Annotated in this window: 18 protein-coding genes; 3 read left to right on the top strand and 15 right to left on the bottom strand. The window is 71.5% G+C overall.

Features of this window, described 5'->3' with window-relative positions:
- Positions 1-5: 5 nt before the first annotated feature.
- From nadD to ACIPWY_RS12395, 3 genes are all read right to left on the bottom strand, one after another.
- On the bottom strand, positions 6-668 hold the full coding sequence (gene nadD / locus ACIPWY_RS12405) for a nicotinate-nucleotide adenylyltransferase (protein ID WP_362902554.1): 663 nt from the start codon (positions 666-668) through the stop codon (positions 6-8).
- Positions 669-715: 47 nt separating this feature from the next.
- Positions 716-880, bottom strand: coding sequence for a hypothetical protein (locus tag ACIPWY_RS12400; RefSeq protein ID WP_362902552.1), 165 nt, complete (start codon positions 878-880; stop codon positions 716-718).
- A 153-nt stretch (positions 881-1,033) separates the two neighbouring features.
- Entirely contained in the window at positions 1,034-1,198 is a 165-nt protein-coding gene (locus tag ACIPWY_RS12395) for a hypothetical protein (RefSeq protein WP_227294630.1), read from the bottom strand.
- 107 nt (positions 1,199-1,305) lie between these two features.
- Here ACIPWY_RS12395 and ACIPWY_RS12390 point away from each other — a divergent pair, with 107 nt between their 5' ends.
- The gene (locus ACIPWY_RS12390) at positions 1,306-2,406 is read left to right on the top strand and encodes a M48 family metallopeptidase (protein WP_393701971.1); all 1,101 of its coding nucleotides are present in this window, start codon (positions 1,306-1,308) and stop codon (positions 2,404-2,406) included.
- A gap of 39 nt (positions 2,407-2,445) precedes the next feature.
- Here the strand turns inward: ACIPWY_RS12390 and ACIPWY_RS12385 are convergent, their stop codons facing one another.
- From ACIPWY_RS12385 to proB, 5 genes are all read right to left on the bottom strand, one after another.
- A complete protein-coding gene (locus ACIPWY_RS12385) occupies positions 2,446-3,519 on the bottom strand; it encodes a hypothetical protein (RefSeq protein ID WP_362902548.1) in 1,074 nt (357 codons plus the stop codon).
- A gap of 101 nt (positions 3,520-3,620) precedes the next feature.
- Positions 3,621-4,208 (bottom strand): hypothetical protein, encoded by a 588-nt coding sequence (locus tag ACIPWY_RS12380; RefSeq protein ID WP_362902547.1) that lies wholly within the window; start codon positions 4,206-4,208, stop codon positions 3,621-3,623.
- Positions 4,209-4,286: 78 nt separating this feature from the next.
- The gene (locus ACIPWY_RS12375) at positions 4,287-5,570 is read right to left on the bottom strand and encodes a glutamate-5-semialdehyde dehydrogenase (RefSeq protein ID WP_362902545.1); all 1,284 of its coding nucleotides are present in this window, start codon (positions 5,568-5,570) and stop codon (positions 4,287-4,289) included.
- Positions 5,571-5,632: 62 nt separating this feature from the next.
- The gene (locus tag ACIPWY_RS12370) at positions 5,633-6,094 is read right to left on the bottom strand and encodes a hypothetical protein (protein ID WP_116513011.1); all 462 of its coding nucleotides are present in this window, start codon (positions 6,092-6,094) and stop codon (positions 5,633-5,635) included.
- A 173-nt stretch (positions 6,095-6,267) separates the two neighbouring features.
- Positions 6,268-7,374 (bottom strand): glutamate 5-kinase, encoded by a 1,107-nt coding sequence (gene proB / locus ACIPWY_RS12365; RefSeq protein ID WP_362902702.1) that lies wholly within the window; start codon positions 7,372-7,374, stop codon positions 6,268-6,270.
- Between the two features lie 369 nt (positions 7,375-7,743).
- Here proB and ACIPWY_RS12360 point away from each other — a divergent pair, with 369 nt between their 5' ends.
- Complete coding sequence (locus tag ACIPWY_RS12360; RefSeq protein ID WP_362902543.1) at positions 7,744-9,825, top strand: hypothetical protein; 2,082 nt, start codon at positions 7,744-7,746, stop codon at positions 9,823-9,825.
- Between the two features lie 96 nt (positions 9,826-9,921).
- On the opposite strand, the gene obgE is transcribed toward ACIPWY_RS12360, so the two are convergent.
- The 7 genes from obgE to ACIPWY_RS12325 form a co-directional block, all read right to left on the bottom strand.
- Entirely contained in the window at positions 9,922-11,358 is a 1,437-nt protein-coding gene (gene obgE, locus ACIPWY_RS12355; protein ID WP_401533026.1) for a GTPase ObgE, read from the bottom strand.
- Positions 11,359-11,551: 193 nt separating this feature from the next.
- Positions 11,552-11,806, bottom strand: coding sequence for a 50S ribosomal protein L27 (rpmA, locus tag ACIPWY_RS12350; protein ID WP_100594223.1), 255 nt, complete (start codon positions 11,804-11,806; stop codon positions 11,552-11,554).
- A 14-nt stretch (positions 11,807-11,820) separates the two neighbouring features.
- Positions 11,821-12,141, bottom strand: a complete 321-nt coding sequence (gene rplU / locus ACIPWY_RS12345) for a 50S ribosomal protein L21 (protein ID WP_362902539.1) — start codon at positions 12,139-12,141, stop codon at positions 11,821-11,823.
- Positions 12,142-12,356: 215 nt separating this feature from the next.
- Positions 12,357-13,709 carry a phospholipase D-like domain-containing protein gene (locus ACIPWY_RS12340; RefSeq protein ID WP_401533023.1) on the bottom strand — a complete coding sequence of 451 codons (1,353 nt, stop codon included), beginning with the start codon at positions 13,707-13,709 and terminating at the stop codon, positions 12,357-12,359.
- 228 nt (positions 13,710-13,937) lie between these two features.
- Complete coding sequence (locus ACIPWY_RS12335) at positions 13,938-17,855, bottom strand: Rne/Rng family ribonuclease (protein ID WP_401533021.1); 3,918 nt, start codon at positions 17,853-17,855, stop codon at positions 13,938-13,940.
- Positions 17,856-18,092: 237 nt separating this feature from the next.
- Entirely contained in the window at positions 18,093-18,899 is an 807-nt protein-coding gene (locus tag ACIPWY_RS12330) for a TIGR03936 family radical SAM-associated protein (protein ID WP_401533019.1), read from the bottom strand.
- 46 nt (positions 18,900-18,945) lie between these two features.
- A complete protein-coding gene (locus ACIPWY_RS12325; RefSeq protein ID WP_401533017.1) occupies positions 18,946-20,733 on the bottom strand; it encodes a hypothetical protein in 1,788 nt (595 codons plus the stop codon).
- Between the two features lie 146 nt (positions 20,734-20,879).
- Between ACIPWY_RS12325 and ACIPWY_RS12320 the strand changes: the two genes are divergently transcribed.
- Positions 20,880-24,011, top strand: a complete 3,132-nt coding sequence (locus ACIPWY_RS12320) for a phosphocholine-specific phospholipase C (RefSeq protein ID WP_401533015.1) — start codon at positions 20,880-20,882, stop codon at positions 24,009-24,011.
- Position 24,012: the final 1 nt, after the last annotated feature.

The following is a 24,012-nucleotide window of genomic DNA, read 5'->3' as shown; positions in this document are numbered from 1 at the left end:
TCGGCTCACTCGCCGCGGTACAGCTCGCGCTTGTCGATGTAGCGCACCACACCGTCCGGGACCATGTACCAGACGGGGTCTCCCTTGGCGACCCTCGCACGGCAGTCCGTGGACGAGATGGCGAGGGCCGGAACCTCGACGAGCGAGACACCGCCCTCCGGCAGACCGGGGTCGGTCAGCGGGTGGCCCGGCCGGGTGACCCCGATGAAGTGCGCCAGGGAGAACAGTTCTTCCGTGTACCGCCAGGTGAGGATCTGGCCCAGGGCGTCGGCGCCCGTGATGAAGAAGAGGTCCGTGTCGGGATTGAGCGCGCGCAGATCGCGCAGCGTGTCCGTGGTGTACGTCGGCCCGCCGCGGTCGATGTCGATACGGCTCACCGAGAACTGCGGGTTCTCGGCGGTCGCGATGACCGTCATCAGATAGCGGTCCTCGGCCGGAGTGACCGTGCGGTCCGCCTTCTGCCACGGCTGCCCGGTGGGCACGAACACGACCTCGTCGAGGTGGAACTGCGCGGCGACCTCGCTGGCCGCCACCAGGTGTCCGTGATGGATCGGGTCGAACGTTCCGCCCATGACGCCGAGACGCCGCTTGGCGGTGCTGACCCGGGCCCGGTCCGGGCCGCCGGCCGGGCCGTTGACCGGGCCGGTAGGCATGTCCTGCTCTCCCATGCGTGCAGAGCCTACTGGCCCGGTCGGGGTGCCTTCGCCGTCAGGGGTCAGCGGTCCCGGTTGAAGCGGGTGACGACCCACAGCATCAGCAGCAGGAAGAACAGGGCGCCGCCGCCGGTGAGGTAGGGGCTGAGGCTCGGGTGGTTGCCGCCGTGCTCGCCGCCCTCGGCGGCGAGGGTGGCCAGCTGGGCAGCGGTGCTGTGGAGGCTCATCGTCAGCAGGACCTATCCGGGTGAGACGGGATGGGGAGTCGGGATCTGGGTGGTGACATGAGGTCTGGATAAAGACTTCCCGCTCATCGTATGCGGGGGTGTCCTCGGCGATCACGCCGACTCTGCCGTACGCGCGTCCGTCCCGCAGCCGCGTCAGTCGTCGCGCTTGTAGCCGCGCAGCAGGAACCAGCCGAGGAAGACGCTGCCGAGGACACCCACGACGATGACGGTGCGCAGCAGATTGCCCGCACCCTGCTGGTCGGAGGCGGCGGCGCTGACGACCTGGGTGAGCCAGGCGGCGTCGGGTGTGTGCTCCATGGCGTTTCGCTCCTTCAGTGTGCTGCCCCGCCACGGTATCTCCGCCTACTGTGGAGACCTCCTCGGGGGCACAACCGAACACGACGGCACACGAACATGGGGGACGCATGCCCGACGTCAACGATGGCAACGACGACCGGCGCGAGCACGTACCGAGCAGGCAGCGCAGGCGCTTCGAGGGGATCTCCTCGCGGGCGTACGAGCACCCGGCGGACCGCTCGGCGCTGGTCGCGCTGCGCAGGCTCACCGGTTTCGACACGGTGTTCAAGGCGCTCAGCGGTCTGCTGCCCGAGCGCAGCCTGCGCCTGCTGTTCCTGTCGGACTCGGTGCGGGTCTCCGACGACCAGTTCGCGCACCTCAACGACATGCTGCGGGACGCCTGTTACATCCTGGACCTGGAGAAGGTCCCGCCGATGTACGTCAACCAGGACCCCCAGCCGAACGCGATGTGCATCGGCCTGGACGAGCCCATCATCGTCGTCACGACGGGCCTGGTGGAGCTGCTCGACGAGGAGGAGATGCGGGCCGTCGTCGGCCACGAGGTGGGCCACGCGCTGTCCGGCCACTCGGTCTACCGGACGATACTGCTGTTCCTGACCAGCCTCGCGCTCCGCGTCGCGTGGATCCCGCTCGGCAACCTCGCGATCATGGCGATCGTCACGGCGCTGCGCGAGTGGTTCCGCAAGTCGGAGCTGTCGGCGGACCGCGCCGGCCTGCTGGTCGGCCAGGACCTCCAGGCGTCGATGCGCGGACTGATGAAGATCGCGGGCGGTAACCATCTGCACGAGATGAACGTGGACGCGTTCCTCAAGCAGGCCGACGAGTACGAGGCGGGGGGCGACCTGCGCGACTCCGTGCTGAAGATCCTCAACGTGATGCCGCGTACGCACCCCTTCACCACGGTCCGCGCGGCCGAGCTGAAGAAGTGGGCCGCGACCCGCGACTACCAGCGGATCATGGACGGCCACTTCCCGCGCCGCACCGAGGACAAGGACGCCTCGGTCACCGACTCGTTCCGCCAGTCGGCCTCGCACTATGCGGACAACATGCGCAACTCCAAGGACCCGCTGATGAAGCTGGTCACGGACATCGCGGGCGGCGCGGGCGACCTGGGCGGCAAGCTGCGCGGGAAGTTCGGCGGCGGCGGCAACGGCGGCGCGAACACCGGCAACCACGGGACGCCGGAGGACGGCGACCCGATCCCGTAAATCCGGTAGATCCCGCAGGACCCGTAGGTCCCGCGGGGCTCAGAGCGAAGGCTGGGCGCTCGGCGCGAGGGCACCGCACAGCGACGCGGTGCCGCCCGTGGCATACGGGTCGGTGCCGGCCGGGCCGCCCTCCTTCGGCGCCTGCCCCGCGAGCAGCGGGTGCAGATGGGCGGCCGAGTCGACGGAGCAGGACAGCGGACCGGCCTGCACATAGCTGACGAGCACCTCTGCCTGGTGCATGCGCAGGTCGTCCCGGTCGAAGCGGAAGTGCAGCTCGCGGCGGACGGTGAACAGGGACGCCTTCGCGTCGGAGCCGGCGCCGGCCGGGCGCAGCGCGTAGACGAAGGTGTGGTCGGAGACGACCTCCAAGGTGTCCGCGTCGGACTCCGTGGCGCGCAGGGTGCCCTGGACACGGATCCCGGTGTCGGCGAGCTCGGTCTGCTTCGGGTCGAAGCGGACGAGCCAGCCGGTGGCCTCGTGCCGTCCGTCGGCGGCGGGCCGGTCGAAGCTCCGGTCGAACTGGTCGAGCTGCTGCGGGTCGAGCAGGATCCGCACGGGCCGCACGGCCTTCCCGGTGAGCACGTCGGGGTCGAGCGAGGACTCGACGAGATAGTCCTTGGCGGTGGTCAGGGCGGCGTAGACCTGACTCTCGGAGAAGTGCGAAGTGTGCTGATCCGGGGGCAGGTTGATACCTCCGGCGGCCGTCCTGAACTCGGCGGCGGGGCTGTGTTCGTAGAGCTCGGACACCGAGGCGGCGCCTGGCACCTTGCCCTGCGGCGAGAGCGGGATGACGGTCATCCGCAGCGGTTCGGGCCGCCGGGCGGCGGTGGCGCCCTGGTACGGGTTGCGCACGCCCATGTAGATCGCGGTGCCGAACGCGACGACGATCAGAATGACGAGGATGACGGCCTGCCGGGTGAGGCCGCGGTGCAGACCGGGGCGTCGGCGCACGGCGGGCGCGTGGTCGGTGATGCGCTCCTGAGCGGAGAACTCCTGGAGCCGGGCAGCGCGGATGAACGACTCGTCGAAGACGACGGATCGGTACTCGTCCTCGCCACCACCGCCGGGAGCGCTCTCGGGGGTCCCCTCCGGTGGGTCTCCTGGCTCGCCCATACCTTCAGAGTAGGTCTGCTGGGGGTCCGGTAAACGCCCTGGTACACGACAAGTTCCGACAGGTTCTCAACCCTGTGCTCACGGGGTGTACCCGTCCGTGGTCAGGGGGTGCGGGGGGTCGCGGGGACCGGTGGCTGGGAGTAGTCGGCCGAGGCGCTGGGGGCGGTCGGGAAGCCCTTTTCCAGCTCGGTCGTCGCGGGCGGCGGAACCCGGTCCTGGCGGCCGCCGGACGCGGCGCCGCGGTAGACGGCGGTGAAGGCGAGCGCGACCATGCCGACGCCCATGACGAGGGCGAGCAGCCAGGCGACGGGGCGGCGCCAGCGCACCTTCGCGGCACCGGGGCGCGGGTAGCCGTCCTCGTCGACATCGGGGTCGTAGAGATCGTCGGCGTCCGGGCCGTGGCCGTAGCCGCCTCGCGGGTCGGGGCCGTACCCGTCGTCGTAGAGGTCGTCGTCCACCCCGGAGCCACGCGTGCGGGCCCTTCGTGCCTCGGCTTCCTGGGCCTCGGCGCGCGCCTGCGCCGCGGCGAGCAGCCGCTCGACCGCGGAGGGTTCATGGACCTCGGCGGCCTTCACGAAGTCCTCGTCGAAGACCACGGAGGCGAACTCTTCGTCCGCACTTCCGCGGTCGCGGTCGTCGTCGGGCTCCCAGCCGTCAGGGAACGGCGTGCCCCCCACGTCCTCCGGCACGCGTCCAGAGTAGACCTGGGGGGTCGTTTTGGGCAGTCGGTGGGGGATTTCCCTTTGTTCCCGTCCGCATACCCGCGGCTACCGGGTGTGGCCGTCGCCCGTGACGATGTACTTGGTGCTCGTCAGCTCCGGAAGCCCCATGGGGCCCCGGGCGTGCAGCTTCTGGGTGGAGATGCCGATCTCGGCGCCGAAGCCGAACTGGCCGCCGTCCGTGAAGCGCGTCGAGGCGTTCACGGCGACCGTCGTGGAGTCGACCAGTTGGGTGAAGCGGCGGGCCGCCTGCTGCGAGGTGGTGACGATGGCCTCGGTGTGGCCGGACGACCAGAGGCGGATGTGCTCCACGGCGGCGTCCAGGGAGTGCACGACGGCGGCCGCGATGTCGTACGAGAGGTACTCGGTCTCCCAGTCCTCCGCGGTCGCCTCGACGACGGTGGCCTTGGAGCCCTCGGCGTACGCGAGGACACGCTCGTCGGCGTGCACGGTGACGCCGGCCTCGGCGAGGGCCGCGAGGGCGCGGGGCACGAAGGCGTCGGCGATGTCCTGGTGGACGAGGAGGGTCTCGGCGGCGTTGCAGACGCTGGGGCGCTGCGCCTTGGAGTTGATCAGGATGTCGACGGCCATGTCGAGGTCCGCGTGGGCGTCGACGTAGACGTGGCAGTTGCCGGTGCCGGTCTCGATGACGGGGACGATCGAGTTCTCGACGACGTTCTTGATGAGCGAGGCGCCGCCGCGCGGGATGAGGACGTCGACGAGGCCGCGCGCCCGCATCAGCTCGGTGACGGAGTCGCGGCCCTCGCCCGGCACGAGCTGGATCGCGTCGGCGGGGAGCCCGGAGCCGCCGACCGCGTCGCGCAGCACCCGCACGAGGGCGGTGTTGGACTCGTACGCGGACGAACTGCCGCGCAGGAGAACGGCGTTGCCCGACTTGAGGCAGAGGGCGGCGGCGTCCACGGTCACGTTCGGGCGGGCCTCGTAGATGATGCCGACGACGCCGAGCGGGACGCGGACCTGGCGCAGGTCGATGCCGTTCGGGAGGGTGTTGCCGCGGACGACCGTGCCGACCGGGTCGGGCAGGGCGACGACGTCGCGCACGTCGGCGGCGATGGCGCGGACCCGCTCGGGCGTCAGCGTGAGGCGGTCGATGACCGACTCGCTGGTGCCGGCCTCACGGGCGCGGGCGACGTCCTTGGCGTTCGCCTCGACGATTTCGGCCGTGCGCACTTCGAGGGCGTCGGCGATCGCGGCGAGCGCGTCGTCCTTCGCGGCCCGCGGCAGCGGGGCGATCACACTGGCCGCGGACCTGGCGCGGTAGGCGGCCTGGGTGACGGGGGTCATCGAGTCGTACGGCGAGAGCGAGGTCATATCGGCAGGGTAATGGGCGCGCGCGGGCCGTCCGGCGGCTGTTCCGAACCCTGAGATGTGACCTAAAACGGGTGTACGCCGACCGGGGTGGCCGGCAGGGGCCCGTAGCCCTCGGCTATGCGCTGGTGGTACGTGTCGCGGTCGATGACCTCCAGGCCGACGATCTCCCACGGCGGGAGCTGGGAACTCTGGCGGTGCTCGCCCCACAGGCGCAGTGCCACGGCGGCCGCGTCGTGCAGGTCGCGGGCCTCTTCCCAGTAGCGGATCTCGGCGTGGTCGACGGCGTACCGGCTCGTCAGCAGAAAGGGGTGGTCGTGCGCCAGCTGTTCGAGTCCCCGCCGCACCTCGGCGAGGGGCGCGTCGGCGCCTGAGACGCTGAGAGTGACATGCCAGAGGCGGGGGCCTTCCTCCGTCACGACGCTCTCCTCCTGCCCGCTGCCCTGGTACGACTCGCCGGCCGCGACGCTGGTCAGTGCCCGCTCCGCCGACCCTCGGGACGTCGCCCCCGGGCGCGCTCGTCTCACGACGGCCTCCTTTGCGCAATGGTCGTGCGGAACTTCCTGAAACAAAGTTGAGCAGGCCAAGCGCCCTCGTGGGGCGGTTTTGGGGAAGGTCCTCCGGCGGAGGCCTGGCTTTCGGCCGTTTACACGGTTTACGACCGGTGCGGACGCTGGATCTTCACGAGTGCGCCGGGCGGTCAGCCGTGCAGCAGCACCAGATCGTCCCTGTGGACGACCTCTCGCTCGTACGCGGGTCCCAGCTCGCGGGCCAGCTCACGGGTGGAGCGGCCGATGAGCTGCGGGATCTCCTTGGCGTCGAAGTTCACCAGGCCGCGGGCGATCGCCCGCCCCGTGGTGTCGCGCAGTTCGACGGGGTCGCCCGCGCTGAACTCGCCCTCGACGGCCGCGATGCCCGCGGGAAGGAGCGACTTGCGGCCGTCGACGACCGCCTTCACCGCCCCGTCGTCCAGCGTGAGCGCACCCTGCGGCGTGGAGGCGTGCTGAAGCCACAGGAGGCGGTCGGCACTGCGCCGGCCCGTGCGGTGGAAGTACGTGCCCGTGTCGCGGGCGGCGAGCGCGTCGGTGGCGTGCACGGCGCTGGTGAGGACGACGGGGATGCCCGCGGCGGCGGCGATCCCGGCCGCCTCGACCTTGGTGACCATGCCGCCGGTGCCGACGCCCGCCTTGCCCGCGCTGCCGATCTTGACGTGCGCGATGTCGTCAGGGCCGCGGACCTCGGAGATCCGCGAGCTGCCGGGCTTGCTCGGGTCGCCGTCGTAGAGGCCGTCGACGTCGGAGAGGAGGACGAGGAGGTCGGCGTGGACGAGGTGGGCGACGAGGGCGGCGAGCCGGTCGTTGTCGCCGAAGCGGATCTCGTCCGTGGCCACGGTGTCGTTCTCGTTGACGACGGGCAGGGCGCCCATCGCGAGGAGCTGGTCGAGGGTGCGCGACGCGTTGCGGTGGTGGGCGCGGCGGGCCATGTCGTCGCTGGTGAGCAGGACCTGGCCGACGCGGACGCCGTAGCGCGCGAAGGAAGCGGTGTAGCGGGCCACCAGGAGGCCCTGGCCGACGCTGGCGGCCGCCTGCTGGCGGGCGAGGTCCTTGGGACGGCGGCGCAGGCCGAGCGGGGCGAGCCCGGCGGCGATGGCCCCGGACGAGACGAGCACGATCTCCTTCTCGCCGCCGCTGCGGACCTTGGCGAGTACGTCGACGAGGGCGTCGACCCGGTCGGCGTCGAGGCCGCCCTCGGCGGTGGTGAGCGAGGAGGAACCGACCTTGACCACGATCCTGCGGGCTTCCGCCACGCCCTGCCTCATGTCCTGCCCTGCCGCTGACACGTGCGTTCCCCATCAGTGCTGACCGGCCGCGGGCCTCGTTCCGGCCACGGCCCTGATCCTGCAATCTACGTGAGCGGCACGGCGCGGCGCCTCGGGGTTCCGAGGGGCGGACGGCAGGCTCGCGCGAGAGGGAATTCCACCCGAGACCACGAGAGGAATCCCCGCCCAGAGGTTGTGGGCCCTTTGCCCCTTTATCCGGTGATTGCCGTCACGAAGGATTGCTAGCGAGGGCGCGAAAGTCATACGGTCAGTGGTCGGCCTTCGTCGAAGAACGCCGACCACCCCCCGCAATTCTTTCCCCCCGCCATCCGACCCCCCTGCCAGGAGCCCCGCCCAGTGCCCTCCGCCGGCCTTGCCTCCCGCCGCGTCGTGCAGCTCTCCGCACTCGTCGCGATGTTCGCGCTCTACGCGGCCCAGCTCGTCAGCGCGCTGATTCCGTACGTCCCGGTATTCGTCGCCGCGAGCGCCGCGGGTCTCGCGCTCGACACGTATCTCCAGTACAAGCAGCCCGGCCTGCTCTCACTCCTCGGCAAGATCCGCTTCGATGTCACCGTCCGACAGCTGCTGCGCGACATGCTGATCCTGGTCGGTCTCCTGCGCATCGACGGCATCGAGCCGCTGGCCGAGCAGTCCCCCCTCACCATCGCGCTGCTCGCCTTCTATGCCCTGCACTTCGTGTGCCAGGCCGTGGCCGTCCTGGTGCGCCGCACGCGCGCGCTGCCCATCGTGACGCGGAACATCGACGCCTCCGAGCTGCGGCTCTCCGCGGCCCCGCCGCGCATCCTGGCCCGCCGCCAGGGTCACCGCCTGCTCACCTTCGCCGCCCCCGGCACCATCGGCCTGCTGATCACGGCGGCCACCACCGACGCGCTCTGGGGCGGCATCGGCCTCGGCGTCTCGCTCCTGCTGCTCGGCGGCGGCACGGGCTATCTCGCGACCTGGCTGCTCCCGAAGAAGCGCGCCCTCAGCGAGCAGAAGGTCATGGCCTGGCTCGACCGCTGGCTGGCCGACTACAAGCCGACCGTCGCGATGTACTTCTCGGGCGGCACGTCGTCCGCGTACCAGGCGAACATGTGGCTCTCCACGCTCTCCCAGGTCGACGGCAAGCCGCTGATCGTGCTGCGCGAGCGGTTCATGGTCCAGAAGATCGACGCGACCGACGTGCCGATCATCTGCTTCCCGAAGGTCGCCACGATGTTCTCCCTGGAGAACTCGACGCTGAAGATGGTGCTGCACCCGGCGAACGCCGCGAAGACCTCCCAGGTCCTGCGCATCCCGACGATCAAGCACGCCTTCATCAACCACGGCGAGAGCGACAAGCTGTCCTCCTGCAACCCGTACGCGAAGGCGTACGACGAGGTGTGGGTGGCCGGGCCCGCGGCCCGCGAGCGCTACCAGCTCGCCGACATCGGCGTCGAGGACAAGGACGTCGTGGAGGTGGGCCGCCCGCAGCTGTCGCCCATCAAGCGCTCCACCGGCGCGCCCGCGGGCAAGTACACGACCGTCCTGTACGCCCCCACGTGGGAGGGCTGGGACGGCAACCCGGGCAACACGTCGGTGCCGCTCGCCGGCGAGAACATCGTCAGGAACCTGCTCGCCGACGACTCCGTGCGCCTGCTCTACAAGCCGCACCCGATGACCGGCTCCGTCGACCCGCGCGCGGGCGCCGCGAACGAGCGCATCAAGGCGATGGTCCGCGAGGCGGCCGCGAAGCGCTCCGGCGCGCGGCCCGGCCCCGAGGCCGCCACCGAGCTGGCGCGCCGCGCCGCCGAGCTGGACCGGCTGACGTCCACCGCGTTCCGCTCCAGCGCGGACGAGATGGAGCGGATGCTGCTCCAGGGCATGCCCGACGGTGACCGGGAGGCCGCCGTCGCCGAGGCGACCGCCGCGTGGGAGGCCGCGTACTGGGCGTCCTTCCCGGAGTGGGAGCACCTGGTCGTCACGGACGCCCGCCCGGCGATCTTCACCTGCTTCAACCAGGCCGACGTCCTCATCAGCGACGTCTCCTCGGTCGTCTCGGACTGGCTGACGAGCGAGAAGCCGTACGCCGTCGCGAACACCTCCGGTATGTCCGAGGGCGATTTCCGCGCCGGGTTCCCGACGGTGAGCGCGGCGACGATCCTGACGCCCGAGGCAACGGAGGTACCCGCCCTTCTCGCGGCCGTACGCGCCCCGGAGACGGATTCCCACGCGGAGGCCCGCGCGGAGCTCAAGGAGCACCTCCTGGGCCCCTCCGACCCGCCGTCCCTGGACCGCTTCAACGGCGCGGTGCGCGCGCTGTGCGCCCGGGCCGACGAACGTCGCGTCCGCATGGAGTCCCGCCTCGCGGCGGAGATCCCCGGCCAGCGCGACACGGCCGACGAGTTCGCCGAAACGCTGGAATCCGAGCCGGAGCCGGGCGACACAGTCACGGCGTAGCGCTCCGCGCGCAGGCTGAACACGAGAAGGCCCCCGGGAGAATCTCCCGGGGGCCTTCTTCATCAGCTGGGGCGGGCCTCATGAGCGGGGCCAGAACTAGAACGGCTTGAAGTCGTCGTACTCCTGCTCCGCCTCGTCCCGCTCCGCCTGGCTGTCGCGGCGCCGCTGCGCGGCCGGGCGCGGGGCCTCGAAGCGGTGATCCTCGCCGCGGCGGCCGAGCATCTCGGCGCCTGCCTTGACCGTGGGCTCCCAGTCGAAGACGACCGCGTTGTCCTCGGGGCCGATGGCCACGCCGTCGCCCGTGACCGCGCCGGCCTTCATCAGGGCGTCCTCGATGCCGAGGCGGTTGAAGCGGTCGGCGAGGTAGCCGACGGCCTCGTCGTTGTTGAAGTCGGTCTGGCGCACCCAGCGCTCCGGCTTCTCGCCGCGCACGCGGAAGAGGCCGTCCGCCTCCTGCACGACCGTGAAGCCCGAGTCGTCGACCGCCTTCGGACGGATGACGATGCGGGTCGCCTCCTCCTTGGGCTTGGCGGCGCGCGCCGCGGCGATCATCTCGGCGAGGGCGAAGGACAGCTCCTTGAGGCCCTTGTGGGCCACGGCCGACACCTCGAAGACGCGGTAGCCGCGGGCCTCCAGGTCGGGGCGGACCAGGTCCGCGAGGTCCTGACCGTCCGGTACGTCGATCTTGTTGAGGACGACGAGCCGCGGCCGGTTGTCGAGGCCGCCGTACTGCTTGAGCTCCTCCTCGATGATGTCGAGGTCGGAGACCGGGTCGCGGTCCGATTCGAGGGTTGCCGTGTCGAGGACGTGGACCAGGACCGAGCAGCGCTCGACGTGGCGCAGGAACTCAAGGCCGAGGCCCTTGCCCTGGCTGGCGCCCGGGATGAGGCCCGGCACGTCGGCGATGGTGTAGACGGTCGAGCCGGCCGTCACGACGCCGAGGTTCGGGACGAGCGTCGTGAACGGGTAGTCGGCGATCTTCGGCTTCGCGGCCGACAGGACCGAGATGAGGGACGACTTCCCGGCGCTCGGGTAGCCGACGAGCGCGATGTCCGCGACCGTCTTGAGCTCGAGGACGATGTCCAGGACGTCACCGGGCACACCGAGGAGCGCGAAGCCGGGCGCCTTGCGGCGGGCCGAGGCCAGCGCCGCGTTGCCGAGGCCTCCGCGGCCGCCCTGGGCGGCGACGAACGTCGTGCCCTGGCCGACCAGGTCGGCCAGCACGTTGCCCGCCATGTCGAGGATGACGGTGCCGTCCGGCACGGGCAGGACGAGGTCCTGGCCTTCCTTGCCGGAGCGGTTCCCGCCCTCGCCCGGCTTGCCGTTCGTGGCCTTGCGGTGGGGCGAGTGGTGGTAGTCGAGGAGCGTCGTCACCGACTGGTCGACGACCAGGATGACGTCGCCGCCACGGCCGCCGTTGCCGCCGTCCGGGCCGCCGAGCGGCTTGAACTTCTCACGGTGAACGGAGGCACAGCCGTGGCCTCCGTTACCCGCGGCGACATGCAGTTCGACGCGGTCCACGAAGGTGGTCATGGTTCAGTGCCTCCTGGGGGTTCCCCCGGGGAAAGAGCCGGAGGAGTACGAAATGTCTTTGCTCTGCGTTTATTAGAAACACGCGAAGGGCGGACCTGCTTCCCGATCCGGAAGCCGAAGCTTCTGGCCGGGCAAGCAAGGTCCGCCCTCGCGAAAACGCTCTACGGAGCCTGAGTCCTAGGAACTAGGGGTTTCAGGCGACCGGAACGATGTTCACGACCTTGCGGCCGCGGTGCGTACCGAACTCCACCGCACCGGCGTTCAGCGCGAACAGGGTGTCGTCGCCACCGCGACCGACGCCCGTGCCGGGGTGGAAGTGGGTGCCGCGCTGGCGGACCAGGATCTCACCGGCGTTGACGGTCTGACCGCCGAAGCGCTTCACACCGAGCCGCTGAGCGTTGGAGTCGCGACCGTTCCGAGTGGACGATGCGCCCTTCTTGTGTGCCATCTTGTCTCAGTCCCTTACTTCGCAGCCGCGGGGATCTCAGTGACCTTGATCGCCGTGTACTGCTGGCGGTGGCCCTGACGACGGCGGTAGCCGGTCTTGTTCTTGTAGCGAAGGATGTCGATCTTCGCGCCCTTGTGGTGGTCCACGATCTCGGCCTGGACCTTGATGCCGGCCAGGACCCACGGGTCGCTGGTCACGGCTTCGCCGTCGACAACGAGCAGCGTAGAGAGCTCTACGGTGTCGCCAACCTTGGCGGTGGAAATCTTGTCAACCTCAACGATGTCGCCGACAGCAACCTTGTGCTGGCGACCACCGCTGCGCACGATGGCGTACACGCGGATCTCTCTTTCGCTCGGAACGAAACCCCTGAAGCCAGCCGTTCACACGCGCCCGAGGGCCCATGGTTTTCCGGAATGGACGAGCGGCCTCCCCCGGCGAACCGGGAGGTGAGGTGCTCAGGGGTGCGGCGCTCAACAGACGCCGACGGTCAAGGTTACGGGTCACCCGCCGAAAGGGTCAAACCAGCCCCCTTCCGCCGGGTGAACGCCGGCTACGCGGGCGGCTTCTCACCGTCCGGCGGCAGCGGCTTGACGCCCTTGCACAAGTCCGTGGAGTCGGCCGTGCCGGGCCAGGCGACGTTCCACACCCGGTTGAAGTGGTCGCGGTAGGCGTCGTGCACGGAGTCGTCGTCGACCTTGACGATCGCCTCGTCGTTCTCGCGCAGCGCGGGTCCCGTGTAGTTCTGCGACCCGGTGAAGGTGACCTTGTTCCGCTTGCCGTCGTACATGCCGTCCACCAGCAGGTACTTCGAGTGGATGATGTACGGCGTCGTGAGCTTCTTGCCGGGGTTCAGCGGGTCCCGGTCGTCGTTCAAGCAGCGCAGCGAGGGCCCGCCGGTGGAGTGCAGCCCCTCCCACGTCCCCTTGGTGCCGCCCAGGCTCTTGGCGCTGTCGGTCTCCGCGTACATGAGGCTGACGGAGCAGCCCTGCTTCTTCAGCGAGACCAGCTTGTCGGCGATCTGCTTGCGGGTGACCTTGAAGATCGCGGCCCGGATGACGGTCTTCTTCGCGGCGCCGGTCACCGGGTCCTTGTAGGAGCACGCGACGTTGTTGAGGACCGAGTACATCGTGTCGGACTCGTTGACCGTGCCGGCCCGCGGGAAGAAATACGCCTTGTACAGGCCGTTGCTGACGGTGCGGTAGTCCCACGTCGACCAGCTCTTGCCGGTCATGTCCGTGAAGTAGTCCGAGTACGCCTCGTACATGACGCCGTTGTTCGGCAGCAGCAGGGCGTCGTTGTAGAACTTCGTGTGCGCCGACGGCGTCGAGTTCGACGTGGTCTGCACGACGACGTTCGTGGCGCCCTCGACGGCGGAGAACAGCCAGAACTTGTTGTGCATGATCGACTGGCCGTACTTGGGGTCGCCCAGGCAGGACTTGTGCGCCGGACAGAGCGTCACGAAGGACGGGCTCGTCCTGCTGGTGCCGAGGGCGGTCTTCAGCGAGGCGTACGAGGTGTTGGTGGGGCGGTCGCTGACGCTGGACTCGTCGAGCAGTATCTGCACGTTCACGCCGCGGTTCTTGGCCGCGACGAGCGCGTCGACGACCGACTGCTCCCACACGTGGTAGACCGCGACCTTGATCACCGAACCGGGCAGCGCCGCGTTCGTCAGCTGGATCAGCCGGGTGCGGATCGCGTACTGCTGGTCCGTCGTGCCGTGCGGGTCGTTGAAGATCGGGCCCTCGGTCCACGTCGGGGTGTCCGCGGCGGCGGTCCCCGTGGACGCGGTGGCCTGGATCCCGGCCGCCGAGAGGACCGTGGCGAGGGCCACGGCCTGTCTGGCGCCCTTGACCGGCTTCACGGCACGGTGACGGCCCGTGCCTCTCAGGCGCGCGTGCGCCATTGTTACCCCTCCCCTGTTTCACGGGCCGCTTGTTCTCCCCAACGCGCGGCCGCGTGATCGTTCATGTTCACTCGTGCGACTCCATGAGTTTTACAGGTAGTTGGCCGGTCTCCAAGAGCAGGGTGCGGCTCGAGCGGCGCGACGTGACCTGTGACACGCCGACGCCCCCGTGCCGCACTGTGCGGCACGGGGGCGTCGGATCCGGATCTACCGCATCTGCGGCGTCACTCAGGCCTCGTCGGCCGCGGCGGAGACGGACGGCTGAGCCTGCTGCTCGGCCGCCACGGTCTTCTTCGCGGTCGCCTTCTTGGCGGCGGTCTTGGTCGCCGCCTTCTTGGCCGTCGTCTTCTTCGCGGCCGTCTTCTTGGCCGCGGTCTTCTTGGTGGCGGCCTTCTTCGCCGTCGCCTTCTTGGCCGTCTTACGGGCCGTCTTCTTGGCGGCGGGCGCCTCCTCGGCGGCCTCGGCCTCGGCCTGCTCCGGCTGGGACGGCTCGGGCTCGGCCTGTGCCTCCGTGGCCGACGGGACGACCATGACGGCCGCCTCCTCGGACGCGGTCGGCGCGGTGGCCTTGCGGACGGCGCGGCGGCGCGGGCGGGCCGGAGCCGCGCTCTCGACGGGCGCCTCGGCCTCAGCGGCCTTGGGCTCCTCGGCCACGACGGGCTCCGGCTCGAGCTTGGCGGGCGCCGTGACGGTCACCTCTGCCTCGGCGGCGGCCTTCGGCGAACCGGCCGGGGCCGTCGCCTTACGGGTCGCCCGACGGCGCGTACGTCCCTTGGGAGCGGCGTCGTCGACCGGGGCGGGCTCGGCCACGAGCTCCACCTCGGCCTGTGCAGTCTCAGCCTTGGGAGCCTCGACCTGCGGAGCCTCCGCCTCGGCGGTCTCCTTCGGAGCGGCCTCGCCCTTGGGCGCACCGGCCGGAGCCGATGCCCTGCGGGTCGCACGACGGCGCGAACGGCCACCACGTGCCGCGGCCTCTGCCTCGGCGGGGCTGCTGTACAGCTCCTCGTCGGGCACAAACTCCGGCTCGGCCAGCGCGACCGGCGCCGCGACCTCGGCAGCGACCTCTTCCTCGGTCTCCACCTCCGTCTCGAGCTCCGCCTGCTCGTGGTCGTGCTCGTGCGTGTGCTCCGCGCCGTTGCCGCCACGGCCGCGCTTCTTGCGCTTGCCGCCGCCACCGGCGGACGTGGGCTGCTCCATGTGGACGATGACGCCGCGGCCGTTGCAGTGGACGCAGGTCTCGGAGAAGGACTCCAGGAGGCCCTGGCCCACGCGCTTGCGGGTCATCTGGACCAGGCCGAGCGAGGTGACCTCGGCCACCTGGTGCTTCGTCCGGTCACGGCCCAGGCACTCCAGGAGCCGGCGCAGGACCAGGTCCCTGTTGGACTCCAGGACCATGTCGATGAAGTCGATGACGACGATGCCGCCCAGGTCGCGCAGCCGCAGCTGGCGCACGATCTCCTCGGCCGCTTCGAGGTTGTTCCTCGTCACGGTCTCTTCGAGGTTTCCGCCCTGGCCGGTGAACTTGCCGGTGTTGACGTCGACGACGATCATCGCCTCGGTCTTGTCGATCACCAGCGAGCCGCCGCTGGGCAGCCAGACCTTGCGGTCGAGCGCCTTGGCGAGCTGCTCGTCGATCCGGTACGTCGCGAAGACGTCGACCTCGGAGGTCCACCTCGAGAGGCGGTCGGCCAGGTCGGGCGCCACGTGGTTGACGTATCCGTGGATGGTCTCCCACGCGTCTTCACCGCTGACGATGACCTTGGAGAAGTCCTCGTTGAAGATGTCGCGCACGACGCGGACGGTCATGTCCGGCTCGCCGTACAGCAGGCTCGGCGAGCTCGTCGAGATCTGCTTCGACTTCTTCTGGATGTCCTCCCACTGGGCCTGCAGACGCTCGACGTCGCGGCTCAGCTCCTCCTCGCTCGCGCCCTCGGCGGCGGTGCGCACGATGACGCCCGCGTCCTCGGGGACGATCTTCTTGAGGATGGTCTTCAGGCGCGCGCGCTCGGTGTCGGGCAGCTTGCGGCTGATGCCGGTCATCGACCCCTCGGGGACGTAGACCAGGTAGCGGCCGGGCAGCGAGACCTGGCTGGTCAGGCGGGCGCCCTTGTGGCCGATCGGGTCCTTCGTGACCTGTACGAGGACGGACTGGCCGGACTTGAGGGCGGTCTCGATGCGGCGCGGCCCGTTGGCCATGCCGAGCGCCTCGAAGTTGACCTCACCGGCGTAGAGCACGGCGTTGCGGCCCTTGCCGATGTCGATGAAGGCAGCCTCCATGGACGGCAGCACGTTCTGGACCTTGCCCAGGTACACGTTGCCGACGTACGAGGTCGCCTGCTCCTTGTTGACGTAGTGCTCGACGAGGATGTCGTCCTCGAGCACGCCGATCTGGGTGCGCTCGCCGTTCTGGCGGACGACCATCACGCGCTCGACGGCCTCGCGGCGCGCCAGGAACTCGGCCTCGGTGATGATCGGCACACGGCGGCGGCCCTGCTCGCGGCCCTCGCGGCGGCGCTGCTTCTTGGCCTCCAGACGCGTCGAGCCCTTGATGGACTGCACCTCGTCGGCGCCGGTGCCCCGCTCCTCCTGCTTACGGGGTTCGCGGACCTTCACGACCGTGCGCTCGGGGTCGCTGGCGCCCGGCTCGCCGTCGGTGGACGAGTCGCCCGCGCGGCGGCGACGGCGACGGCGGCGACGGCTGCTGCTGGAGCCGGACGGGCCGGACTCCTCGCGCTCGTCGGCCTCGTCGTCCTCGTCGCTCTCGTCGGTGTGCTCGGCGCTCTCGTCGGTGGGCTCGGCCTCTTCGTCGGCCTGCTCGTCGGACTCGGCGTCCGCGGAGTCACCGCGACGGCGACGGCGGCCACCGCGACGCCGGCGGCGCGTGGGGCGGTCACCCTGCTCGTCGTGGTCCTCGTGGTCCTGGTCGCCCTCGTCGGTGCCCTCGGTGTCCTCGGCCTCGGCGGGCTCCTCGACGGCGGCCGGCCGCTGCGGCTCGGCGGCCGGGGCGGCGGGCTGCTCCTCGGCGGCGCGGCCACGGCGGCGGCGACGGCGCGGCGTCTCCTCCGCGACCACGTCGGCGACAGTCACGGGCTCGGTCGCGGCGGGGGCCTCGGCCTCGACCGGCTCCTCCTCCACCGCGGCCTCGGCGGCGGCCGCCGCGGCGGCGCGCTCCGGGGTCTGGAACATCGGCTCGGCGAAGACCGGCGCCTGGAAGACGGCGACGGACGGCCGCGCGGGACGGCGCGAGCCCTTCGTGCCCTTGGCCTCGTCGGCGGCGGGCTCGGCGGCGGCACGCGTGGCGGCCTTCCTGGCGGAGCGCTGCGCGGGCTCGGAGAAGCCGACCGCGGCCTTACGGGTGGCGCGGCGGCGGGGGCGGCGCCCACCTTCGGCGTCCTCGTCGGACGCGGCGGGGGCCTCGGCCTTGGCGGCCTCCGTCTTGGCGGCCTCCGTCTTGGAGGTCTCCGTCTTGGAGGTCTCCGCCTTCGGGGTCTCGGTCGCGGCGGGCGCGGCGGCGGCCACGGGTGCGGCCTGCTCCGTCTGCTCGGGCGCGCCGGCGGGGGCGGTGGAGCGGCGCGTGGCGCGGCGGCGCGGGCGCCCGGCGGGCGCGGCCTCCGGCTCGGCGGCGGGCTCTTCCGTGGTCACGGCGGGCGCGGCGGCGGGCTCGGTCTCCGCGGGGGCCTCTACCTGCTCGGGGGCGCCGGCGGGGGCGGAGGCGCGGCGCGTGGCGCGGCGGCGCGGGCGCCCGGCGGGCGCGGCCTCCGGCTCGGGCGCGGGCTCTTCCGCGACGACGGCGGGCACGGCGGCGGCAGCGGGCGCGGCCTCGGCGCTCTCGGCTGCGTCGGAAGTCTTGGGCGCGCCGGAGGGCGCGGAGGCGCGGCGGGTGGCGCGGCGGCGCGGGCGCCCGGCGGGTGCGGCGTCCTGCGCGGGGGCCTCGGCGGCCGTACTTGCCTCGGTCTCTTCGGCCTCGTCGGCGACGGGGGCGGCGGCCTTCACGGCCGGGGTGGTGTCAGCGGCGGCACCCGTGGGCGGGCCCGCGGGGCGCGAGGCCGCACGGCGCCGGCGGCGCGGCGGCAGGGTGTCGCTGGGGCTGTTGTTGTCGGTTCCCACGGACGACGACGTCTCGGTGGGTTCGGTCGGCTCAAGCATGCGGGTGGATCTCCCGTCAGGCTCCCGGGCGCCGCGCCTGGTCCGGTGACGTCCGCGGCTCGCGCGTTCATGCGCGGTGCCGCCGTCCGGGGCGCGGGCGCCGCACGGGAGCTCTCTGTCTGTTCTCGTCGGTTCCGTACGCCATGTGTGCGTACGGCCTGGCGAAAGTCCTTGGGTTCGTGCGCTGCCCGACCCAGGTGGCTCCCGAGTACAAGGGCGGCGCTTCGACGACCGTCCTTACGCGGAACCTGGCACCGGCGCCGTCGCGGTGGCAGCTGTGGCGCTCCCCCCGCTTGCGGGAGGTGCGGCCTCGACTGCCTCGCGGTCGGGCGCGAGCGGGTCGGTCACCGTGCCGGTCTCTTCATCGAAAAGCCCCTGCGCCAGCCTGGTCACCGCTGAGGGGACCGGCGGCGCCAGGTCGGCCACAGCTCGGAGACCGGACAGGACGTCGTCGGGTCGAACGGCAGGCGTCACGTGCCGAACAACCAGGCGCAGTATCGCACAGGCCTTGTCGGTCGGCCTATCAGCCCGGTCCTCGTGCACCTGCGGGGCCTCGGCGGCCTCGAGGCTCACGACGGCGGCGCGGGCGTCGAACGTCCGCATCCCGTTCTTCGTCCTTCGCTGGACCTCGACGGTCTCCGCCGCGACGAACGCGTCAGCGGCCGCCTTGGCAGCACTGGCCTCGACGCCGTCGAGCCGCAGCTCCCAGACGGATGCGGTGAGCCGGTCGGCGAGGCCCGAGGTGCGGGACTCGACGGCCTCGATGATGTCGAGCCCGGTGGGGAGCGACTCGTCGAGGAGCTCGCGCAGCGTTTCCGGATCGCGCGCTTCGGTGAGCGCGATCTCCAGATACTCGGCTTCGCTGCCCGTGCCGGTGGGTGCGGCATTGGCGTACGACACCTTCGGGTGCGGCGTGAACCCCGCCGAGTACGCCATGGGCACCTCGGCGCGGCGCAGCGCACGCTCGAAGGCGCGCTGGAAGTCACGGTGGCTGGTGAACCGGAGGCGGCCGCGCTTGGTGTAGCGCAGTCGGATGCGCTGCACCGCGGGTGCGGGCGGCGGGCCTTCGGGCTGTCGCTTGCCCAGTGTTCTAGTCCTTCGTGAGTGCGGTCGTACTGCTACCTACAGTACGTGCCTGAGGCGAGCCAGGTTCCCGCCGGTCCCTGACCAGCGGTTCGGGCTCCGCCCGTTTTGCTCCGAAGAGCGCCCTGCGGACGTCGGCCCTGGCCTGGCGCACGCTCTCGCGCGCCGCCGCGAGGGCCTGGCGCGCGGCGGCTCCCGCGTCCTTGACCGCGCGGGCCGCGGGCCGCCATACGGAGTCCCGCACGAGGTGCCCCAGCGGGGTGCACACGGATCTGTACGCCCAGCGCACCGGGTCCACGAAGATCCGCCGCAGGAGCCGGCCGAGGAAGCGTCCGACGGCGCGGGACACGTGTCCGGCGACACGCCACGCGTGCCCGAGCGCGTCACCGGTCTCCCGTACGAGGACGACGACCGCCCGCCCGACGGGCACGAGCACCCAGCGCCAGAGGGCGACGGCGGGCACCACGAAGATCCACCGTACGAGGGTGACGATGACGGTCCCGAGCCCGCGCCCGAACCACGCGAGTCCGGCCCACACGCCCCGGCCGCACCACGCCAGGCCTGCACCGACCGCTCGGCCGGCGAGGGCGAGACAGGCCCCAACCAGCTTGAGGAGAAGCACAGTTGCGCGTCCGACGGGTGCGAGTGCGTGGGTGTGGAGCCAGACCCAGGGCCAGACGAAGAGGGCCTTGGCCAGCCAGCTGACGGCGATCGCCGTACCGCGGCCGAGTGGGGCCAGGGCGTGTGCGTAGAGCCACACCGTGGGGACGACGACGAGGGCGCGCAGGAGCGCGGTGACGCCTGCCCCCAGGGCGCGGCCCGCCGCCGCGAGTCCCCGCGCCAGCCAGGCGATCCCGCCACCGAGAGGCGCGAGCACGCGCGCGTACAGCCACACCCACGGCCGGACGAACAACGCCCGCAGCAACCACCCGCCACCCACGCACAGGCCCCGCCCGGCCGCGGTGAGCCCGACACGGACGACAGAGGCGAGACGGGCGACACCTCGCCCCACGGAGGCGAGACCCGCCCCGATCTCCCGCGCCAACCACCCGATCCCTCGCCCCACCGCGACAACCCCGGACCACACGACGGAGGCGAGACGCCCCGCCCCTCGACCCGCAAAGGCGAGAGCCGCCCAAACCCCCCGAGCCAGCCACCCGATCCCGTGCCCGGCCGGTGTCATCACGCGCCGGTACCACCAGGCAACCGAGGCGACGACACCCTTCCACCACACCCAGAGGCCGACGGCCCGCACCCCGCGCCCGGCGGGCGCAAGAACATAGCGCCACAAAGCGACCATGGGCCAGACGAAGAGCGCCTTGCCGGACCACGTCAGCGCGACACCCAACACCCGCCCGACCGGGGCGAGTACGCGTCGCCACAACGCAACCCACGGCCACACGAACAACACCTTGCCGGACCACGTCAGCGCGACACCCAACACCCGCCCCACCGGAACCAGCACACGCCGCCACAACGCAACCCACGGCCACACGAACAACGCCTTGCCGAGCCACGTCAGCGCGACACCCAATGCCCGCCCGACCGGGGCGAGTACGCGTCGCCACAGCCACATCCACGGGACCACGAACAGCGCGCGGGCGAGCGGCACGAGGCCGCGGCGCCATACGACACGGCCGCCGGCGGCGAGGGCGTCCCAGGTCAGGCGGATCGGTACGACGAGGACCAGGACGACGATGCGCACCGGTATGCGGATCGCGGCCACGAGGCAGCCCTCGGGCTGCCGTTCAGCGGTCGCGGGCGCCGCGGGCGTCGGGTGCTTCTCCCAGTCCATGCCTCTTCAGACGCCCGAGCGCGGCATACGGATGCGCGTCATGGGAACTTCACGCACACCTCTGGCCACGGCCACTTCTGTCTCGTATTCATAACGGGTCTGGGCCAAACAGGCCGCTTGCAGAAGGACGTTGGAGGACACCCCCGATGAGCACGAGCTCACCGCACCCCGAGGACAGACCCGAACTCTCCCGCCGCACCCTCATCGGCGGCGCCGCTGCCGCAGGTGTGCTGGCCGCGCTGCCGCTGAGCCTGCGCACCGCGCTCGCCGCGCCGGGCAGGCCCGGCAAGCTGGAGGACATCCAGCACGTCGTGGTGTTCATGCAGGAGAACCGGTCGTTCGACCACTACTTCGGCACGATGCAGGGGATCCGGGGGTTCGGTGACCGCGCCGCCGTGCGCGGGATCAACGGCAAGCCCGTGTTCCACCAGCCCGACCCGTCGCGGGCGGAGGGCTGGCTCGCGCCGTTCGCGATGAACGCCGCGCACACCAGCGCGTACCAGCAGGGCGCCGCCGCCTTCGGGTTCGGCGACTCGATGAACGCACGCAACGACGGCATAGCCGACGGCTACGTCACCCGGCGCGGCAGCGGCTGGCTCGGCCAGGGCTACTACGAGCCCGCCGACATGCCCTTCTACAACGCGCTCGCCTCGGTCTTCACCATCTGCGACCACTACTACTGCTCGACCGAGACCAGCACCAACCCCAACCGCGAGCACCTCATGACCGGCACCAGCGGCGGTACGGTCCGCGACATCGCCGTCGTCGACAACCAGGAGCCCGGCTTCGAGTGGACGACCTACGCGGAGCGGCTGGAGGCGGCGGGGATCTCCTGGAAGACGTACCAGGCCCAGGAGAACTTCGACGACAACGCGCTCGCCTGGTTCAACACCTTCCGCGCCGCGAAGCCCGGTGAGGCGCTGTACGAGAAGGGCATGAAGAAGGTCGGCAACCCGGCGCAGACGAACGACCCGTGGGCGATGGGTGACGCACTGGTCGCCGCGTTCGCCGAGGACGTGAAGAACGACGCGCTGCCGCAGGTCTCCTGGCTCGTCGCGCCGGCCGCCCTGTCCGAGCACGCCAGCTACGCGCCGCCGCACGGGGAGGATCTGACGGCGCGTCTGCTGTCCGCGCTCGCCGACAACCCCGAGGTCTTCGCCAAGACCGCGTTCATCCTGAACTACGACGAGCACGGCGGCTTCTACGACCACCTGGTCGCGCCCGTGCCGCCGGTCGCCGAGGGCCGCGGCCGGTCGACCGTGACGCCCGACGGCGAGGTCGTGGTGCGGGTCAGCAAGGGCAGCTCGTCCTTCTACCGGCCCGTCAACCAGCAGGGCCAGTACCGCGTGAAGGGTGCCGACGGGTCGCTGACCTGGTCCGACACGCTGCCCGCCGGTGAGGCGAAGGTGGCGGGGCCCTTCCCGCTCGGCCTCGGCATGCGCGTACCGATGATCGTCGTGTCGCCGTGGACGCGCGGCGGCGCCGTGGCGTCGACGGTGTGCGACCACACCTCCGTCATCCAGTTCCTGGAGAAGCGCTTCGGGGTGCATGAACCCAACATCAGCCCCTGGCGCCGCGAGATCACCGGTGACCTGACCGACGTCTTCGACTTCTCCGGCAAGAACCCGTCGTGGCCGACGCTGCCCGACACCAGCGGCAACCGCCAGAAGGTCACCGACACCGGCAAGCTGCCCGCCCCCACCGTGCCCAAGCCGCAGCTCCTGCCCGAGCAGCAGCGCGGCAGCCGCACCGCCCGCCCCACCCCGTACGACCTGCGCGTCAGGCCCCGCGTGCGCGGCGGGAAGGTCACCCTCGACCTGGCCAACCGCGGCCGCCAAGGCGCCGTCCTCGCCGTGTACCCCGAGCCCGGCATCGCGCCCAAGCACTACACGCTGAGCCCCAAGTCGAAGCTGACCGACGTGTGGAGCCCCGGCGACAACGGCTACGACCTGCGCGTCCACGGGCCGAACGGCGCCCTGTGGGAGCTGCGCGGCGACGCGGCGGGCTCGTACGAGGCACACCTCGACCTCGCCGACGACGGCCGCGACGCCGACGTCGAGCTCACCAACCACACGCGCACCGCCCGCACGTTCCTCGTCGGCGACCTCGCCTACGGCGGCGGCACCCGCGAGTTCCGCGTCGGCGCGGGCGCGCACCGCACCGTCCGGATCCGCGTGCCGCGCGAGGGCTGGTACGACGTGGGCGTCACCGTCCGCGACGAGCCAGGCTTCCTGCGCCGGTACGCGGGCCGGGTCCCCGGCAAGCTCGAAGGCGTCACCGACCCCGCGATGGGTCTGGCCGACGCGCTCGGCGTCACGGTGTCCCTGGAGGCGGCGTCGACCACGATCGACGAGGCGATCCTGGTCCCCGGCAAGGCCGCCCGCGTGCGCGCACGGTTCGACGCGACGGCGGCAGTAGCCGCGATCGAGGCGCACCCGGTGGTGCCCAAGGGCTGGGCGGTGAAGGCGGTTTCGGCGCCGCCCGCCTCGCTCGCGGCGGGCGCGTCGGCGACCGCCGAGTGGGAGGTGCAGGTCCCGGAGGAACTGTCGGGCACGGCCGCGTACCGGCTGCTTGTGACGGCGCGGGGCCGGTCCGGCGAGCGGTTCGTCCTGGCCGACGGCGAGGTCTCGGCGCGTACCGCCCCGTCCATGGCGGGCCATCTGCTCGGCGAGGACTTCGAGTCGGTGGCGGATGCGCTGGAGCCGGTCTCGGGGGTCGTCGGCTGGACGGCGAAGGCCCCGAAGGGCTGGTCCGTGCTGAACGCGGCCGGTATGCCGCAGGGCACCGCCCGCCTCCAGGGCTGGACGTTCCACACCAAGCGGGCCTGGTCACCCGGGGGTCAGGACCGGGGCGGCTTCGGCCGTGCGCTCGGCGTCGTCGCGGTCGCCGACCCGGACGACTGGGACGACACGGGATCGCCGTCGACGAAGGGCAAGTTCGACTCGACGCTGGTCTCCCCCGCGGTCCCGGTCCCGTCCGGCACGTCGAAGCTGTACGTGGCCTTCGACTCGCACTACCGCCAGGAGGCCCCGCAGAAGGCCGCGGTGACGGCGGTCTTCGACACGGGCGAGGAGACGCGTCTCCTCTACTACAGCGCCGACGCGACGGGCAACGACAACGCGGGCCAGGACGCCGAGAACACCTTTGTGACGAAGGAACTCGCGGTGCCGGCGGGCGCGAAGACGGTCACCCTGAAGTTCCGCATGTACGACGCGGGCAACAACTGGTACTGGGCGATCGACCACGTCCGCGTGGACGACAAGCCGGTCACGGCGTGAC

This window comes from Streptomyces sp. NPDC090032, assembly GCF_044748025.1.
GTDB lineage: Bacteria > Actinomycetota > Actinomycetes > Streptomycetales > Streptomycetaceae > Streptomyces.
The sequence above is the reverse complement of the archived record's forward strand: the minus strand, read 5'-3'. Positions and strand labels throughout refer to the sequence as shown.

Bases quoted from the DNA above. Each gene is read 5' to 3' on its own strand.
- nadD (WP_362902554.1), bottom strand. From the start codon at position 668: ATGGGAGAGCAGGACATGCCTACCGGCCCGGTCAACGGCCCGGCCGGC.
- ACIPWY_RS12400 (WP_362902552.1), bottom strand. From the start codon at position 880: ATGAGCCTCCACAGCACCGCTGCCCAGCTGGCCACCCTCGCCGCCGAG.
- ACIPWY_RS12395 (WP_227294630.1), bottom strand. From the start codon at position 1,198: ATGGAGCACACACCCGACGCCGCCTGGCTCACCCAGGTCGTCAGCGCC.
- ACIPWY_RS12390 (WP_393701971.1), top strand. From the start codon at position 1,306: ATGCCCGACGTCAACGATGGCAACGACGACCGGCGCGAGCACGTACCG.
- ACIPWY_RS12385 (WP_362902548.1), bottom strand. From the start codon at position 3,519: ATGGGCGAGCCAGGAGACCCACCGGAGGGGACCCCCGAGAGCGCTCCC.
- ACIPWY_RS12375 (WP_362902545.1), bottom strand. From the start codon at position 5,570: ATGACCTCGCTCTCGCCGTACGACTCGATGACCCCCGTCACCCAGGCC.
- obgE (WP_401533026.1), bottom strand. From the start codon at position 11,358: ATGACCACCTTCGTGGACCGCGTCGAACTGCATGTCGCCGCGGGTAAC.
- rpmA (WP_100594223.1), bottom strand. From the start codon at position 11,806: ATGGCACACAAGAAGGGCGCATCGTCCACTCGGAACGGTCGCGACTCC.
- ACIPWY_RS12340 (WP_401533023.1), bottom strand. From the start codon at position 13,709: ATGGCGCACGCGCGCCTGAGAGGCACGGGCCGTCACCGTGCCGTGAAG.
- ACIPWY_RS12335 (WP_401533021.1), bottom strand. From the start codon at position 17,855: ATGCTTGAGCCGACCGAACCCACCGAGACGTCGTCGTCCGTGGGAACC.
- ACIPWY_RS12325 (WP_401533017.1), bottom strand. From the start codon at position 20,733: ATGGACTGGGAGAAGCACCCGACGCCCGCGGCGCCCGCGACCGCTGAA.
- ACIPWY_RS12320 (WP_401533015.1), top strand. From the start codon at position 20,880: ATGAGCACGAGCTCACCGCACCCCGAGGACAGACCCGAACTCTCCCGC.